This is a genomic window from Bacillus siamensis, assembly GCF_051628075.1.
GTDB lineage: Bacteria > Bacillota > Bacilli > Bacillales > Bacillaceae > Bacillus > Bacillus siamensis.
This window is the reverse complement of record NZ_CP155579.1, coordinates 3,161,743-3,177,163: the sequence shown is the minus strand read 5'-3', so window position 1 is coordinate 3,177,163 and position 15,421 is coordinate 3,161,743. Positions and strand designations below refer to the sequence as shown.

General features: G+C 49.4%; 17 protein-coding genes. 12 read left to right on the top strand and 5 right to left on the bottom strand.

The window, feature by feature from the left end; genetic code table 11:
- Positions 1–56: 56 nt before the first annotated feature.
- Positions 57–995: an iron-hydroxamate ABC transporter substrate-binding protein gene (locus ABDB98_RS15725; RefSeq protein ID WP_438420624.1), complete on the bottom strand. Its 939-nt coding sequence runs from the start codon at positions 993–995 to the stop codon at positions 57–59.
- Between the two features lie 248 nt (positions 996–1,243).
- Between ABDB98_RS15725 and ABDB98_RS15720 the strand changes: the two genes are divergently transcribed.
- From ABDB98_RS15720 to ABDB98_RS15710, 3 genes are read left to right on the top strand one after another with little or no spacing between them, the layout of a single operon-like run.
- Complete coding sequence (locus ABDB98_RS15720; protein WP_438422156.1) at positions 1,244–2,281, top strand: FecCD family ABC transporter permease; 1,038 nt, start codon at positions 1,244–1,246, stop codon at positions 2,279–2,281.
- Entirely contained in the window at positions 2,281–3,291 is a 1,011-nt protein-coding gene (locus ABDB98_RS15715; RefSeq protein WP_438420623.1) for a FecCD family ABC transporter permease, read from the top strand. Before ABDB98_RS15720 ends, ABDB98_RS15715 begins: the two co-directional genes overlap by 1 nt.
- A gap of 18 nt (positions 3,292–3,309) precedes the next feature.
- Positions 3,310–4,113, top strand: coding sequence for an ABC transporter ATP-binding protein (locus tag ABDB98_RS15710; RefSeq protein WP_012118422.1), 804 nt, complete (start codon positions 3,310–3,312; stop codon positions 4,111–4,113).
- A gap of 37 nt (positions 4,114–4,150) precedes the next feature.
- On the opposite strand, the gene ABDB98_RS15705 is transcribed toward ABDB98_RS15710, so the two are convergent.
- From ABDB98_RS15705 to ABDB98_RS15695, 3 genes are all read right to left on the bottom strand, one after another.
- Positions 4,151–4,573: a regulatory YrvL family protein gene (locus ABDB98_RS15705; RefSeq protein ID WP_438420622.1), complete on the bottom strand. Its 423-nt coding sequence runs from the start codon at positions 4,571–4,573 to the stop codon at positions 4,151–4,153.
- A 65-nt stretch (positions 4,574–4,638) separates the two neighbouring features.
- The gene (locus ABDB98_RS15700; RefSeq protein WP_016937955.1) at positions 4,639–5,799 is read right to left on the bottom strand and encodes an oxalate decarboxylase family bicupin; all 1,161 of its coding nucleotides are present in this window, start codon (positions 5,797–5,799) and stop codon (positions 4,639–4,641) included.
- Positions 5,800–5,915: 116 nt separating this feature from the next.
- Positions 5,916–6,071, bottom strand: a complete 156-nt coding sequence (locus tag ABDB98_RS15695; RefSeq protein WP_016937956.1) for a YvrJ family protein — start codon at positions 6,069–6,071, stop codon at positions 5,916–5,918.
- A gap of 242 nt (positions 6,072–6,313) precedes the next feature.
- Between ABDB98_RS15695 and ABDB98_RS15690 the strand changes: the two genes are divergently transcribed.
- The 5 genes from ABDB98_RS15690 (at position 6,314) to ABDB98_RS15670 (ending at position 10,648) form a co-directional block, all read left to right on the top strand.
- On the top strand, positions 6,314–6,844 hold the full coding sequence (locus ABDB98_RS15690) for a sigma-70 family RNA polymerase sigma factor (protein ID WP_095241447.1): 531 nt from the start codon (positions 6,314–6,316) through the stop codon (positions 6,842–6,844).
- A 3-nt stretch (positions 6,845–6,847) separates the two neighbouring features.
- Entirely contained in the window at positions 6,848–7,084 is a 237-nt protein-coding gene (gene rsoA, locus ABDB98_RS15685) for a sigma-O factor regulator RsoA (RefSeq protein ID WP_016937958.1), read from the top strand.
- Positions 7,085–7,256: 172 nt separating this feature from the next.
- Positions 7,257–7,964, top strand: a complete 708-nt coding sequence (locus ABDB98_RS15680; protein WP_016937959.1) for a response regulator transcription factor — start codon at positions 7,257–7,259, stop codon at positions 7,962–7,964.
- On the top strand, positions 7,961–9,703 hold the full coding sequence (locus ABDB98_RS15675) for a HAMP domain-containing sensor histidine kinase (RefSeq protein ID WP_159354570.1): 1,743 nt from the start codon (positions 7,961–7,963) through the stop codon (positions 9,701–9,703). Before ABDB98_RS15680 ends, ABDB98_RS15675 begins: the two co-directional genes overlap by 4 nt.
- 66 nt (positions 9,704–9,769) lie before the next feature.
- On the top strand, positions 9,770–10,648 hold the full coding sequence (locus ABDB98_RS15670) for an SMP-30/gluconolactonase/LRE family protein (protein WP_438420621.1): 879 nt from the start codon (positions 9,770–9,772) through the stop codon (positions 10,646–10,648).
- 48 nt (positions 10,649–10,696) lie between these two features.
- Here ABDB98_RS15670 and ABDB98_RS15665 read toward each other — a convergent pair whose 3' ends face one another.
- Complete coding sequence (locus ABDB98_RS15665) at positions 10,697–11,488, bottom strand: SDR family NAD(P)-dependent oxidoreductase (RefSeq protein WP_016937962.1); 792 nt, start codon at positions 11,486–11,488, stop codon at positions 10,697–10,699.
- Positions 11,489–11,676: 188 nt separating this feature from the next.
- Between ABDB98_RS15665 and ABDB98_RS15660 the strand changes: the two genes are divergently transcribed.
- The 4 genes from ABDB98_RS15660 to ABDB98_RS15645 are packed head-to-tail and all read left to right on the top strand — an operon-like array spanning position 11,677 to position 15,419.
- Entirely contained in the window at positions 11,677–12,621 is a 945-nt protein-coding gene (locus ABDB98_RS15660; RefSeq protein WP_438420620.1) for an ABC transporter substrate-binding protein, read from the top strand.
- On the top strand, positions 12,584–13,630 hold the full coding sequence (locus tag ABDB98_RS15655; protein ID WP_438420619.1) for a FecCD family ABC transporter permease: 1,047 nt from the start codon (positions 12,584–12,586) through the stop codon (positions 13,628–13,630). Before ABDB98_RS15660 ends, ABDB98_RS15655 begins: the two co-directional genes overlap by 38 nt.
- The gene (locus ABDB98_RS15650; protein WP_438420618.1) at positions 13,627–14,853 is read left to right on the top strand and encodes an ABC transporter ATP-binding protein; all 1,227 of its coding nucleotides are present in this window, start codon (positions 13,627–13,629) and stop codon (positions 14,851–14,853) included. Before ABDB98_RS15655 ends, ABDB98_RS15650 begins: the two co-directional genes overlap by 4 nt.
- Positions 14,850–15,419, top strand: coding sequence for a cob(I)yrinic acid a,c-diamide adenosyltransferase (locus tag ABDB98_RS15645; protein WP_438420617.1), 570 nt, complete (start codon positions 14,850–14,852; stop codon positions 15,417–15,419). Before ABDB98_RS15650 ends, ABDB98_RS15645 begins: the two co-directional genes overlap by 4 nt.
- Positions 15,420–15,421: the final 2 nt, after the last annotated feature.

Here is a 15,421-nt window from a genome sequence, read left to right as displayed (position 1 = left end):
ATTTTTTTGTCAAGTTTTTGGCGTCATAAAAAGCCGCTGTGACAGCGGCTCCCGGGTTACTTTGTTAAGCTTTTTGTGATGTAGTCGAGCTGGCCTTCGAGTGAGATCGGGTCTGAGAAATAGAAGCCGATCGGATCAATGCGGTAGACATGGTTTTGCTTGACGGCATCGAGATTCTTCCAGATTGAACTGTCAAGCACGCCTTTGTCGTCACCGCCGGCCTGCCACGGCCCCATAAAGATATAGTCTCCCGCGAAGTCAGGCAGTTTTTCAAGTGAAATGCTGGCGTAGCCCGGCCCTTGATGAATGGCTCTTTCCTGCGTCAGTTTTGTGGCTTTCAGCCCGAGTTTGTCATAAATGATGCTTCCGCCGCGGCCGAAGTCTTTACCGAATACATAGATGTCTTTTCCGTTTGTCTGCATGATGGAGATGGTTTTTGAGCCGACCGCTTTTTGAACTTTTGTTTTAGCGGCAGCGGTTTTCTTATCCCATTCAGCCAGCCATTTGTCTGCTTTATCTTCAGTGCCCGTCATTTTCGCAAACTCTTTGAATTGATCAATGTTGCTGAGCTTGTCATATTTAATGGCGATGGTCGGCGCGATTTTTTCCAGTTTTTCAATATCGGCGCCTTGTGTCGTCCACACAACGATTAAATCAGGCTTTAAGTCAATGATTTTCTCAACGGATGTGCCGTCGCCGATGTTTGTCACACCGTTTGTTTTCCCTTTGTAATACGGGTTTTTAAATACGTTTTGCGGCGCGCCGACAACATTGATGCCGAGCTGTTTGAAGTCGCCGTAGTAGCCGTCAGCCATGACGACGACACGTTTCGGGTGCTTCGGAATTTTAATATTGCCGTTTTCGGCTTTATAAGTGACGGTTTCTCCTTTTTCAGAAGAGCCTTTCGTGTCTGAAGAATTTCCGCATGCGGCCAAAGCGGCGATGAGCAGCACGGCAATCAGCGCAGCGCCGATTTTCTTGTATGTATGGAACATCTGACATTCCTTCTTTCATAAAAAAATAGTGATAAAGAGAATCATTATCAGTGTGATTATATCACTGCTTTTATAGAGAAGCACGCTCTTTTTAAAGAAAAACTTTCTATTGTCATATGAAATTAGGTCTATTAAAAGAGAAGATAATAGTGCTATACTGAAACAAGTCATTGATAATCATTATCATTACCATTCTTGTTTTGAGAAAGGAAGAACGAGTGTTGGGTCTATTAAAAAAGAAGCAGACAATGACGGCTCAAGGGGCATCAGGGAGCGAAATCCAGTGGACGGCGCGTTCATTCCGGGCGGCTGTGCTGCTGTGTGCCGGTATTGCGGTTTTATTGATCGGCGCGGCCTTGTCTGTTTCCATCGGAGCTGCCGATATTCATCTGCGGACGGTGTGGGATGCTCTCTTTCACTTTCAGCCGCAAAATACATCTCATCAAATCATACGCGATCTGAGGCTGCCGAGAACTGCCGCCGCCGCGCTCGTCGGGGCTTTTTTAGCTGTGTCCGGGGCGATCATGCAGGGGCTGACGCGAAACCCGCTTGCTGAGCCTTCCATTATGGGCGTGACGTCGGGGTCGGGATTTGCGATCGCTTTGGCATTTGCTTTTTTTCCGGGGCTCTCTGCCGCGGGGCTTGTTTTGTGGTCCTTTATGGGAGCGGGAATCGGGGCGCTCATTGTGTTTGGCATCGGCCTGTTTTCAAAAGGCGGGCTGACACCGGTGAAGCTCGCGCTGGCCGGTACGGCGGTCGGCTATTTCTTAACGGGGCTTTCAAGCGCGATTGCGATCCGTTTTGATGTCGCTCAGGATGTGAAGTTCTGGTATGCCGGAGGAGTCGCATCCGTGAAATGGGAGGGCGTCCAGCTGCTTTTGACAGTCGGCGTCATCGGACTTTTGCTCGCATTTCTGATTGCGCGCTCAGTGACGGTGCTGAGCTTGGGTGAGGAGCTTGCTAAAGGGCTAGGGCAGTACACGGCGCTTGTGAAAGTCATCGGAATGGTTGTCGTTGTCCTCTTGACGGGGGCTTCAGTATCAGTCGCCGGAGCCATTTCTTTTATCGGCTTGGTGATTCCGCACATCACCCGTTTTTTAGTCGGTGTAGATTACAGATGGATTATTCCTTGTTCGGCGGTATTCGGCGCCGTTTTGTTAGTCTTCAGTGACATTGCGGCAAGACTCGTCAATGCGCCGTTTGAAACACCGGTCGGCGCTTTAACGGCCCTTATCGGCGTTCCCTTTTTCTTTTATTTGGCGCGCAGGGAAAGGAGAGGGCTGTAATGAATGTGAAATCGAAAAAACCGCTGGCGGTTATAGCCATTACGTTTTTGCTCATATGCATCGTCTTTTTTATCAGCTTAAATATGGGTGTGATCCGGATTGCGCCTTTCGATGCGTTACGTGTCTTTTTCGGACAGGGGGATGCCCGGGATCAGCTCGTTTTATTTGAATTCAGACTGCCGCGCATGGTGCTGTCATTGCTGGTCGGGGCCGGAATCGCTGTTTCAGGCGCTATTTTTCAAAGCGTGTCTCAAAATGACTTGGCGGAGCCGGGCATTCTCGGTATTAACGCCGGGGCGTCTTTGGCGGTTGTGCTATTTATCTTCTTTTTCCAAGGGTCTGCTGCTGATTTAAGCATGTTCAGTACATGGCTGCTTCCGGTGAGCGCTTTGGCGGGGGCTTTTCTGGCTGTGCTGCTCATCTATGTGCTCGCTTGGAAAAAAGGTGTTTCGCCTGTCCGGCTCATTTTGGTCGGGATCGGCGTTAATGCGGGGTTTAATGCGCTTCTCCTGATTTTTCAGCTGAAGATGGACCCGCGGGACTTCATGCAGGCGCTTGTATGGATTTCCGGTTCGATTTGGAATGCCAATTGGAAAATGGTGCTGTCCATTTTGCCGTGGCTGCTGGTTCTTTTGCCGTTCAGCCTCTATAAAGCGAGATATTTAAACGTGCTCCAGCTCGGTGACCAGCTGGCGGCGGGACTCGGCACCCGGGTCGAAAAGGAGCGGCGCATTCTGCTGTTTTCAGCCGCCGCCTTGGCCGCGTCATGTGTTGCGGCAGCCGGCGGAATCGCTTTTCTCGGATTGATTGCCCCGCATTTGGCGAGAAGGCTTACCGGGCCGCGCCATCAAACGCTTATTCCGATTTCGGCTTTAATCGGCGCATTTTTATTTCTGCTCGCTGATACGCTGGCGAGAAATGTGCTTGCGCCGTCCGAGGTTCCGGTCGGCTTGGTGATTTCCGTGCTCGGAGCGCCGTATTTTGTATGTTTGCTGATGAAAACGAAATAGAGGAAGGAGACTGCCGCGATGAACTCATTATCGGCGGAACAGCTTACTGTCGGTTATGGAGACCGTCTGATAGCGAAAGAATTGGACATCGCCATACCGAAAGGAAAAATCACAACGCTGATCGGCCCAAACGGATGCGGAAAATCAACGGTTCTTAAGACGATGTCAAGAATCATGAAACCGAAATCCGGCGCCGTCTATTTAAACGGACAGGCGATCATGCAAAAATCCACGAAGGACATCGCCAAGGAAATGGCCATCCTTCCGCAGACGCCTGAAGCGCCGAGCGGGCTGACGGTATACGAACTTGTTTCTTACGGCAGGTTTCCGCATCAGTCCGGAATGGGCCGCTTGAGTGATAAAGACCGTGATATGATCAAATGGGCGCTTGAAGAGACGGGGATGGCCGAATTTTACGACCGGCCGATCGAAGCGCTTTCCGGCGGGCAGCGGCAGCGTGTGTGGATCGCCATGGCGCTCGCTCAGGAAACGGAGCTGCTGCTTCTTGATGAACCGACCACTTATTTAGATCTCGCCCATCAGCTTGAAATTCTGCAGCTGCTGGACAAATTAAACAAAGAGCAGGGGCGCACGATTTTAATGGTCATTCATGATCTGAACCATGCCGCCCGTTTTTCCCATTATATGATTGCGCTGAAAAAAGGGCGCGTCATCAAGGAAGGGACAGCGGAGGAAGTCATGACGCCCGGCATATTGAAAGACGTGTTTCAGATTGACGCACAGATCGTTAAAGATCCGCGTACGAACAAACCCGTCTGCTTGACATACGATTTGATCCGGCATGAAAATGCCACGGTATGACGGTAAAAACGCAGAACCATTTCGGTCTGCGTTTTTTTTATTGCGTCCGGGGCTGCTTTTGCCCGGAGACGCATTTATCCAAAACGAAAAAAACCCCCGCCACAATCAGCTCCTCGGTCGTTGACAGCCAAATCTTTTCAATCAGTTTATCCGTCGTATACGCGGTCATCCAGAGGAACAGCAGCTGAACGGTGCTGGCTAAAAGAAGAAAAGGCAGCCTGCCCGTCCTAAAAAAAGTAAAGCTATGTATCATCAGCCGCTCAAGCGGTTCAAAACATAAACCGAGAAGAATAAAAAGCACGGAAAAAAGCAGGACGTACGCCATTGATCCGTAGCTCGTCCCGGCTAATGAAAAAACGGTCATCATCACGATGAAATACCCGAATAATACAGCGGCCGCTGCCAGGGCATACCTGAGCACCTGGAGAAAAAACAATTTCGGCCCGTTTTGATTGATCATCTGCTCAGCTCCTTTTTACACAGAGGAGACTTGCAGAGACGGACTCTGCAAGTCGGTGTGTGTCTTCAGCATTTCTTTTTGACGACAGGGTGTTTCTCTTTCGAAAGAATATCTGTAAAGTCCTTGCCCAGATCCAGATGCTGCTGGACAAATTTCTCAGGAAGCATGGCGAGCCATTGGTTCAGAGACACGTCGGCGTAGTGGTCATCCTTGAAGATTTCCAAGAAGACGAGCGGCTCATCCCCCAGATTCTCTACATAATGGCCCATGGCGAACGGAACGTAGCCGACATCTCCGGCCTGATAGTTGAAAGTTCTCGCATGGCCGTCCGAAGCAAACACCGTCATTCGTCCTTTACCGGAAATATAATACTGCCATTCATGTGTATTCGGATGCCAATGCAGCTCTCTCATTGCGCCCGGTTCGACCACGACAAGCGCTGAAGCGATCGTTTTGGACACTTTGAAATTTGTGGAATCCGCAATATATACTTTGCCGCCGTCCGTTTCAGCAGTCGGACCTTCATCCAGCAGACGGTAGGTGAACGGGTAAGGCACCTCGCCGTTCGGTCCTTCCACAATGTCATCTTTCAGCTTCCCGGGAACAGGTTCTTCAAAGATATATTTTTCTTTCCCCGGCAGTCCGGCAAGGTCTTTTTCTGAAACCCCGAAGTTGCTGGCGATGACATCAAGCGGCGTATGGGCAAGCCAGTCAGTTACTTGGAATGTGCTGTTTTCTGAGAATGAACCGTCATCAAAGACTAAAAGGAATTCACAGCCTTCTTTCAGCGCCTGAATGGAGTGCGGCAGGCCTGACGGGAAATACCACAGATCTCCTTCCTTCACGTCATCAATAAAACTGCGTCCCTGTTCATCAACAATTGTGACCCGCGCTTTGCCCGTCAGCATATATGCCCATTCCGCTTCTTTATGCCAATGCAGCTCACGGATGGCGCCCGGTTTTAAACGCATGTTGACAGATGCGAGATTTTTAGAAATCGGCAGCTCGCGGACAGTTACCTCACGCGCATATCCGCCCTTTTCCAGCCGATTATGCACATCTGAGAAAGAGAATTTCATATTATCCACCGTGCCGTGATCCGTTTCCGGCGGCGTCAGCATATCCGGATTTTGGCGGTCTCTTTCAAGGTTGCGCGGTATCGTGACGGTCGCTCCTTTGTCTCCTCTAATCGGCTGCGGGATATTGCAGTTGTTTTCTTTTGACATGTAAATCGTCTCCTCTCAAGCTTTGGTTTTCAGAAAGAGAATGTGAAAGGCCTTTCGTTTTCCCTTCTGCTTTGTTAAGTGATGCGTCCTGATGAAAAGTCAACTTCGTGTGAAAATTAATTTTTCATTTTCTGGTCTTTCAGCTCCGCCATCAGCTCGATCAGGGCGTCAAACTTCTTCTCAAACCGGGTGAGAAGGTACATGGCAATCAGAGCCGGAAAGCCGAGATTGCCGATCTGTCTGACAACTTCTTCTATAAAAACCTGATCCATCACCAGCCACCTCCTGACTTGACCTGCAGTCATGTATATAAGTGAAAGAACGTGCTGCTCTTGTAAACCTGATATCCGGGCGGAGGGTCTTTTTTTTGTTCCGGAAAAACCGGGACATAAGAAGTGTGGAACCTTAGTCGGAAAGGAGTAGTTTACTTTTTTTTGCTTTCTTTCATTTAATTTAAATAGGAGGCGGTTTTATGGACTATCAAGTTCTTTTACGGTCAAAATGCAAGGAAATCATGAAACATCCGATCGTCAAACATTTCTTGAGTGACCCTAAGCATTACGAGAAATTTAAAAATGTGCTCGAACATTCAGACGAGAAGGATGCAAAATCACTGGACGAACATTTTAAGCAGTTTTATAAGGAAATCCGGATCATCAAATATATGAATTCTATGATCCGGATTTTCTCCATCGACTTTGACAAGCGCATCCGCAAAAATCAGAAGCGCTATCCGCTTACGGTGGATCAGCCGGAAGGAGGTGAAGCGCTTCCCTATGAAATGGGAAAAGACGCGTATGAAGAGTTTCTGCGGCAGCAGGGGGATTTGAGCCAGCATGTCCAAAACCGGGATTTATACGAAGCGCTCCAGACGTTAACCGATAAACAAAAAAGCGTGCTGACGAATATTTACCTTCACGGAGCGACAATGAAGGAGATTGCCGAGTCTCTGGGGGAATCCAGGCAGAACATTTCCAATATTCATAAAAAGGGTCTCGACAATCTCAGAAAGCAGCTGGACAAGCAGAAAAAAGGGGGAAAATAAGCAGTGAACGGGCCATTTGACTTCAACAAGGGGAAAACAGATATCGACGAAATGGAACTCTTGATTTCGCGTTTTTCGCCAATGATAAAAAAAAAACTGAGCAATACGTCTTACCAGGAAAGAGAAGATCTGGAACAGGAATTGAAGATTAAAATCGTAGAGAAAGCGGACATGCTGTTATGCCAGGAAGTGCCGGGATTTTGGGAATTTATTCTTCATCTTATAAATGAAAGCTCCTGACAAAGCGGCGGGATGATTGGGATTCCGCTCTGACACCGCGAGAAAAACGAGAGGAGATGTCCGGTCTCGTTTTTCTTTTCTGTTTCCCCGCAAGACCTCCGCACTAAAAAAGTACCAAATCTTATCCATATAATGATATGATGAAAAAAACAAAGAGAAAGGAACGTCCAAGGTGGAAAATGCGTCAATTTTAATTGTAGACGATGAGAAGGCGATCGTTGATATGGTCAAGCGCGTTCTCGTCAAAGAAGGCTATCACAACATTAAGACGGCAGGCAGCGCAGAGGAAGCGATTGAGTTTGTTAAACATGAGACAGCGGATCTGCTCGTGCTGGATGTGATGATGGAAGGCATGTCCGGTTTTGAGGCATGCGCCGAAATCCGGAACTATACAGACGCTCCGATCTTTTTTCTGACTGCCCGGTCGTCTGATGCGGATAAGCTGTCAGGATTTGCATTGGGAGCTGACGATTATATAACAAAGCCGTTTAATCCGCTGGAATTGGCGGCGCGGATCAGGGCGACATTGAAGAGAACCTATAAGCGCGAAGAGAAAACGTACTCATACAGCCATTTTTCCTATTCGCCGCAAAACGCCGAGCTGATTGTCGGGGGCGAGCCCGTCAGCTGCTCCGCACAGCTTCTGCAATTGCTTCAATATTTCTGTGAACATCCTGATGTGGTGCTCTCGAAAGATCAGATCTATGAAAAAGTGTGGGGCTATCCGTCTTACGGCGACAACAACACCGTCATGGTTCACATCCGCAAGCTCAGAGAAAAGATTGAAAAAGACCCCAGCAATCCGTCCTATATTGTCACGGTGCGCGGCCTCGGTTATCGGTTTATTCCCGATCAAGGAGAAAAAGGAACCCGCTCATGAGAATGCGCGGAAAATTTCTGCTTCACTTTTTCGGTCAGCTGCTGCTGGTCATCCTGCTGATGTCCGTTTTGGCCGTCGCTTCTTTCTTCTATTTGGATTGGCGTTTCAGCGAAGCGGAAGCAAATGCGGGACTTACTAAAGCGACGGCAGACTCGTTTGAAGCGTGGCTTGATAAAAATGAAGACGGCACATGGGATGTCGATGAATTTTTAAAGATGTCGGTCAGAAAGCAGAAGGGCTGGCTGCAGATTATTAATGACAAAGAAAAAACAGACTACGCGTACAGAGTGCCGAAAGACGTCCCGAGCCATTACAGCAGAAAAGATCTCTTATCCATTTATCAGTATCGGAATTTTGACAACTATAAGCTGAACTACTGGACGGTCACGATTAATGATGAGACCTATCTGATTCTGTTCGGCTGGAAATCTGCCAGTGAGCAGCTTCTCACTTACATCGAGTCCCAAGAGCCATCCCTCGCTTCTCTTTCTCAATATAAAAAAAGCACGGTTGATTATATTAAACGGGAAAAAGGGGCGGTCTACCTTCTCGAAGACAGCGGCAGACTGCTCGGGGATATCAACAGCACCAAAAAAGAGCGGAACACCGTCAATGAGCTTGAATTGCTGAAATACAATTCCAAACCGTGGAATTACAAGCGGGAAATTTCTTTTAAAAGACTCGATAAAACGAAATGGATGGTCGCGTCTGTGCCGAACCCTGTGTACATTCCCGATCATGAGTTTAACAAGTCATTTCTGAGAAATGTGATGAAAACCCTCTTCCTCTTGATCGGAATCTTAGTATTGATGATCTGCATCCTGACCATCTGGTACTCTTTCCGTTTCGGCTGGCCGCTGTTTCATACCATCAAATGGCTCGTCAATTTATCAAAGGGCCGGCTTGAAGAGCCGAAGAACCGCAAAGGACAGCCGGTCAGCAAAAACAAAAAAGGCAAAACAAAGCAGCCGTTCCGCTTTTTCGCAGAGATTTTCGAATCTATGGATCAGCTGACTGACACGCTGAAGCGGGATAAGAAGAACAGAGAAAAAATCCAGGCGACAAGGGAAGAGTGGATCGCCGGGCTGAGCCATGACTTGAAAACCCCGCTGAGCACGATTTACGGCTACAGCATGATGCTTGAATCGAAGCAATACGAATGGACCCCGGAAGAAGTCAAAGAAATGGGACAGATCGTCCGGGAAAAATCAGAATATATGTCGAAGCTGATTGAGGACTTGAATTTGACATACCGTCTGAAAAACGCCGCCCTCCCGATCGAACGGCGCCTGATCAACGTCGTTCCGTTTATCAGAAACGTCACGAACGATTTCACGAAAAACACGTTCTCGGAAGGCTATGACATCGCCTTTGAAACCAAAAAGGAAGATATTCTTTTCGCCATTGATGAAGCTTGGTTCCGCCGTATTCTGGAGAATCTGCTGGCAAACGCGGTAAAGCATAATAAGAAAGGGACGGCCATTCGGGTTGTGCTTGAGGAATCAGCAGAACAGCTCATTTTGAAGGTGAAAGATAACGGAAGAGGAATGGACGACGAAACGATTCACCAGCTGTTTAACCGTTATTACCGGGGAACGAATACGAAGGGGCCGTCAGAAGGAACTGGACTCGGGCTCGCCATTGCCAAGGAGCTGGTTCACCTTCATAACGGAACCATTCATGTCAACAGCAGAATCAGCGCCGGAACTGTGATTACGATTCTTTTTAAGAAAGATTGAGTTTGGACGCCGCTTTGTCGGGAATAACAATAGAAGACTGACAAGCAAAAGAAGAGGTGTTCACACATGGAAGCAGCATTACGAGCAGATACGAGAGCAGTTATAGGAGAAGGCCCTTTATGGGATAAGGACAAGCAATGCCTGTACTGGGTAGATATACTGGGCAGCCAGCTCCATATTTTTACTCCGGCTGACGGAATCAACCGTTCCGTTAAATTCAAATCATTTGTCACGGCTCTGGCCTTGTATTCAAAGGAAGAGCTGGTGATGACGATGAAAGACGGATTTTACCTGTACAATCTTCGGGAAGACACATTGACGAAGATGAAGCAGCCGAAAGACATGCGGGAAGATATCCGTTTCAATGATGCAAAATGCGACCCGTCCGGAAGATTATGGGCGGGGACGACGAGCATGGAAGGCAAAGAAGAGGAGGCTTCGCTGTACCGTCTGAATACGGACGGCAGCCTTGCCAAAATAAAAGACCAGGTCTCCACTTCGAACGGTTTGGATTGGGATCGGGACCGAAACCTGATGTACTATATTGATACTCCGACGCAGGAAATCGTCTGTTATGCATACGATCCTAAAACCGGAGCCGTATCAGATCCGAAAACGGTCTACCGCTTTCCGGAGTCGCACGGATCTCCCGACGGGATGACCATTGACCGGGACGGAATGCTGTGGGTGGCTCTGTTCGGAGGCGGCCGTGCCGTCCGGATTGACCCGTTTTCGCATAAGGAAATTGCATCTATTGAAGTTCCCGCAAAATACGTCACCTGCTGTGCGTTCGGAGGCAGGGAGCTCAACACATTATACATTACGACCGCAACGGAAAAATTGACGGAAGCCGAAAGACTTGAACAGCCGCATGCGGGCGGCCTGTTTTCCGCAGAGCTTGAGACGGGCGGCTGGGAGCCGGTTCCGTTTGCAGGCCTCATGTAAAAAAGCCCTGGCATATGGGAACAGTCCCATTGTGCCGGGCTTTTTTTGTTAAATGGAGCGGATGATGCCGCCTTCAACCCGCTGTGCGGTGCCGTTAATGGCAGATGCCGCAGCTGAAGCGAGAAATACAATCGTATTGGCGACTTCTTCCGGGGTCGCATAGCGCTGAATCAATGATGTCGGTTCATTCACTTTAAAATAATCCCGGACGAAGCTGTCCGTATCTTCTCCGGCGGCCTTTGCGGCTCCTTCCATGTAAGAAGCGACGCCTTCGGTCCATGTCGGTCCCGGCAGCACGGAGTTTACCGTGACATTCGTGCCTTTTGTCATTTCCGCCATTCCCCGGGACAAGCTGATTAACGCCGTTTTCGTCATTGAATACGGAATCATTTGCGCAAGCGGTTTGACACCGGCTTCACTGGAGATGTTCAAAATCCGTCCGCTGTTTCTTTCAAGCATTTGCGGCAGAAAACGCCGGCACAGGCGCACAGCGCTCATGACATTCACTTCAAAATACCGGGTCCATTCGTCATCAGATACATCCGCGAAGTCCTTCACTTCGAAAAAACCGAGGTTATTAACGAGAATATCGACTTCCCCGATTCCGGCGGCGCGCTTGATCAAATCATCGGCCTCCTCCTGACGCGATAAATCTGCGGCGATGCCGTGAACCGTTCCGTAAGCGGAAAGCTCCTCAACCGTCCGTTCAACGGTTTCTTTTTTTCTTCCGTTTACAATCACCTCGGCGCCTTCGGTTAAAAAGCTTTTTGCCGCGGCTTTTCCGATGCCGGAAGTTGATCCTGTGATTAACACGAGTTTTCGTTCAAGCTGTAATTCCATGATGATCCTCCTTTTTACTCGATTGTGTAACAGTATACATGATGAATTTTAGTGTTTACGAATCATTTGCTTTCATGCAAAAAAGGCCGGATATACAAGCCTTCAAGACTTATAGTATAATTACTGCGAAAAAAGGATACGAATGTCAAGAAGACAATCGTTTACCATAATCAGGGGGAGTTAAAAGAATGAAGAAGATCACTGCCGTCTGGGCGGCGCTCTTTGTCACCGCCGTTGTGTCCGCCGGCTGTTCCGGCGCGCAAGAAGAAGGAAGCGCGGCAAAACAAAAAGCCGTTTCAACCGAGGCATTCCCGGTAACTATCAAGGATGCCGCAAATGACAAAGTAACTATGAAGCAGGCGCCGGAAAAAATCGTCTCCCTCATGCCGAGCAATACGGAAATTACATACGCGCTCGGACTGGGAGATAAGGTCGCAGGCGTCACGACAAATGATACATATCCGAAAGAAGCTGCAAAAAAACCGAAAGTCGGAGATATGAATGTAAACGTTGAGAAAGTCATCGCGCTGAAGCCGGATCTCGTGCTGGCCCACGCGTCCTCAATGTCCGCTTCCGCCGATGCGATGAAGCAGTTAAAAGATGCGGGCATTACCGTCTTAACGGTCAATGATGCGCAATCGTTCCAAGATGTGTACAAATCAATCAGTATGATCGGAAAAGCAGCCGGCAAAGAAAAGCAGGCGGACAAGCTGATTAAAAAGATGAAATCCGACCTTTCCGGCATAGAAAAGAAAGCGGCGGCGATTTCTGAAAAAGATGAAAAGAAAGTATTCGTCGAGGTTTCTCCTGACGGCTATACAACGGGGAAGGGCACGTTTATGAACGAAATGCTTGAAGATATACATGCGAAAAACGCCGCCGGCAGCCAGGCCGGCTGGGTGCAGCTGACGGATGAAGCGATTGTCAAAATGAATCCGGACGTCATCATTACGACAGACGGCGTAAAGGCTGCTGAAGTGGAAAAACGTGCCGGCTGGGGTGCGGTCAATGCGGTCAAACACCACAACGTCTATTCTGTTGATCCTGACCTTGTCACACGCTCAGGCCCGCGCCTTGTAAAAGGGGTCGAGAAGCTTGCGGAAAGCGTTTATCCTGAAACGTTTAAAAAGTAACCGGCCGCTGGCTTACGCGGCCAGCCTGCTGTTTTTAGCCGTTTGTGCGGCGCTTGGCATTTCAATCGGCAGTCTGCATATTCCTTTATCCGACGTTTTTTGGATCGGGGTCGGCCGGACATCCTCGGCTGACCCTATGTATGTCAATATTATGATGAATATCCGCCTGCCGAGAGTCGTTCTGGCCGCCCTTGTCGGAGCCGCATTATCCATTGCGGGAGCGGCGTTTCAAGGACTTCTGAAAAATCCGCTCGCCGACCCTTATACACTCGGGGTGTCTTCGGGAGCTTCGGCGGGAGCCGTGATCACCTTGTTTTTCGGCCTCCAGATTCCCGTCATCGGCCGGTTCACACTTCCGGTTGTCAGCATCGCCGCAGCCATTGCGGTCATGGCGGCGGTTCTGTTTTTCAGCCGTCTCGTTCATGCGTCGATGTCTGTTTCGACGCTCATTTTGACAGGCATCATCATGAATTCTTTTCTCGGGGCCCTTATTTCGCTTGTGATCGCCTTAACGGGAAATGACCTGCTCCCGATTGTCCGCTGGCTGTTAGGAAGCGTGTCAATGAGAGGCTGGGGCTATGTCGCGCTGTTTCTGCCTTTTTTTCTGGCCGGGACGGCGCTTCTGCTTATCAATGGCAGAGAATTAAACATTATGACTTATGGAGAAGAAAAGGCAAGGCTTTTAGGCGTCAGTACGGAAAAAAGAAAATGGCTGATGATCGCCGCCGGATCTCTGCTGACGGGAGGAGCGGTTGCCGTATCGGGGACAATCGGATTTGTCGGCCTTGTCATTCCCCATGTGACACGAATTTTATGGGGAACGGATCATCGCCATTTACTCCCGCTGTCAGCATTGACGGGCGCCGGTTTTCTCATTTTGGCTGATTTGTTTTCCCGCACCGTCATTGAACCTGTCGAATTGCCGATCGGCATTATGACGGCTTTGGCGGGAGCGCCTGTATTTGCCTTGATTCTGCTTCGCCAGCATCATGGAGGGAAACGCTTATGATCAGGGTGAGCGGCCTGTCCGGCGGGTACGGAGGCCGGATGATTGTAGAAGATGTCAGCTTTACCGCCGGAAAGGGTGAATTTGTCGGCATACTCGGTCCGAACGGCTCAGGAAAAACAACGCTGATGAAATTGCTTACGGGGATGCTTTCTCCGTCAAAAGGCGAGGTGCTTGTCGCAGGCAGGCCAGTGAGCAGATACAAGCCGCGGGAGCTTGCGAAAATCATGGCCGTTTTGCCGCAACATACGGAGCAAGCCTTTTCATTTACCGTGAAGGAAACGGTGTCTTTCGGCAGATACCCGTATCAAAAAGGACTCTTCAGACAGATGGATCAACATGACGAAGACATTGTCCGGGAAGCGATGGAAATGACCGGCATCGACCGATATGCGCAGCAATCCGTCCGCAATCTGAGCGGCGGGGAGCGGCAGCGCGTCTTTCTGGCGCAGGCGCTGGCTCAGCAGCCTGAGGTGCTGTGTCTGGATGAGCCGACGACATTTCTTGATCTCAAATATCAAAAAGACCTGCTTGATACGGTGAAGCGGCTGACGAGAGAAAGCGGCCTGACGGTCATCAGTATTTTTCACGACCTCAACGCCGCAGGACAATACTGTGATCAGCTGCTGATGATGAAAGACGGACGCGCTTTTTCCAAGCAGACGCCGGATCAGGCTTTGAAAAAAGAAACGATTGAAGACATTTACGGCATCACCGTCAGTGCTGTCGGCCAAAAAGCGTCACCGAAACCGCTGATCGCCTTCATGCCGGAAGTGCGGGAGGAAAGAGAGTCTGTCAGCGCTTCGTTCGCCTCTTTGATAAACAAAAGCGGAAATACCGTAACGCTTCAGACAGACCGTCCGTTCAGAATGTTGTCAACCGCATCTGACGGCTCAGGCTTTTCGTGGAGCCGCCGGCTTACCGGCTCAGCGGCGGCTGGTTTTGTCTGCCGGACGTTTGATTCGATAACGATTGCCGTGACCGCCAAGCACACCGTTTGGGCACTCATCAGCGGCCGCTTATCTGAACAAGGCTTTGTACGGCTGTTAACGGCAGCGGCGGAAGCGAGAATGCAGGCTCTTTCCGGCAGACAGGCAAACGGCGACATTGTCATTTGTGCCTTGCAGACAGGAAAGGTAATAGACGTCCGCCATGCGGAAAAAGCTGTGAGAAGAGGAACCGCGGCATGTGTAAAAGCGGCGGAAGAAGGAGGAACAGAACGATGAAGCTGTATACGAAAACCGGCGATAAAGGACAGACAAGCCTGATCGGCGGCAGAACGGATAAAGACAGTCTGCGGGTTGAAAGCTACGGGACGATCGATGAGCTGAACAGCTTTATCGGGCTTGCGCTTGCGGAGCTTGATGATTGTGAGAATTGCGGTGATCTGAAAGCTGAACTCCGAAACATTCAGCACGAGCTGTTTGACTGCGGCGGCGACTTGGCGACTGTCACTGAGAATAAGAGCTATACATTAAGAGAGAAATCTATTACCGTACTGGAAGACTGCATAGACCGTTATACCGCTGAAGCGCCTCCGCTTGAAAAATTTATTCTTCCGGGCGGGCATAAGGCGGCTGCTCAGCTTCACATCGCGCGGACTGTCACAAGACGGGCGGAGCGTCTCATCGTGAAACTTGGCAGAACAGAAGAGATAAATGACACGGTGATGCGTTACTTGAACCGTCTGTCTGATTATTTTTTCGCGGCGGCAAGAGCAGTCAACGCAAGACATGGCGTTAAAGATATAGAGTATGAAAGAAGCGCCGCAGTATTCCGTGAAGATGAATAACG

Coding starts and splice junctions, on each gene's coding strand:
- ABDB98_RS15725 (WP_438420624.1), bottom strand. CDS start 995: ATGTTCCATACATACAAGAAAATCGGCGCTGCGCTGATTGCCGTGCTG.
- ABDB98_RS15720 (WP_438422156.1), top strand. CDS start 1,244: ATGACGGCTCAAGGGGCATCAGGGAGCGAAATCCAGTGGACGGCGCGT.
- ABDB98_RS15715 (WP_438420623.1), top strand. CDS start 2,281: ATGAATGTGAAATCGAAAAAACCGCTGGCGGTTATAGCCATTACGTTT.
- ABDB98_RS15710 (WP_012118422.1), top strand. CDS start 3,310: ATGAACTCATTATCGGCGGAACAGCTTACTGTCGGTTATGGAGACCGT.
- ABDB98_RS15705 (WP_438420622.1), bottom strand. CDS start 4,573: ATGATCAATCAAAACGGGCCGAAATTGTTTTTTCTCCAGGTGCTCAGG.
- ABDB98_RS15700 (WP_016937955.1), bottom strand. CDS start 5,799: ATGTCAAAAGAAAACAACTGCAATATCCCGCAGCCGATTAGAGGAGAC.
- ABDB98_RS15695 (WP_016937956.1), bottom strand. CDS start 6,071: ATGGATCAGGTTTTTATAGAAGAAGTTGTCAGACAGATCGGCAATCTC.
- ABDB98_RS15690 (WP_095241447.1), top strand. CDS start 6,314: ATGAAACATCCGATCGTCAAACATTTCTTGAGTGACCCTAAGCATTAC.
- ABDB98_RS15675 (WP_159354570.1), top strand. CDS start 7,961: ATGAGAATGCGCGGAAAATTTCTGCTTCACTTTTTCGGTCAGCTGCTG.
- ABDB98_RS15670 (WP_438420621.1), top strand. CDS start 9,770: ATGGAAGCAGCATTACGAGCAGATACGAGAGCAGTTATAGGAGAAGGC.
- ABDB98_RS15665 (WP_016937962.1), bottom strand. CDS start 11,488: ATGGAATTACAGCTTGAACGAAAACTCGTGTTAATCACAGGATCAACT.
- ABDB98_RS15660 (WP_438420620.1), top strand. CDS start 11,677: ATGAAGAAGATCACTGCCGTCTGGGCGGCGCTCTTTGTCACCGCCGTT.
- ABDB98_RS15650 (WP_438420618.1), top strand. CDS start 13,627: ATGATCAGGGTGAGCGGCCTGTCCGGCGGGTACGGAGGCCGGATGATT.
- ABDB98_RS15645 (WP_438420617.1), top strand. CDS start 14,850: ATGAAGCTGTATACGAAAACCGGCGATAAAGGACAGACAAGCCTGATC.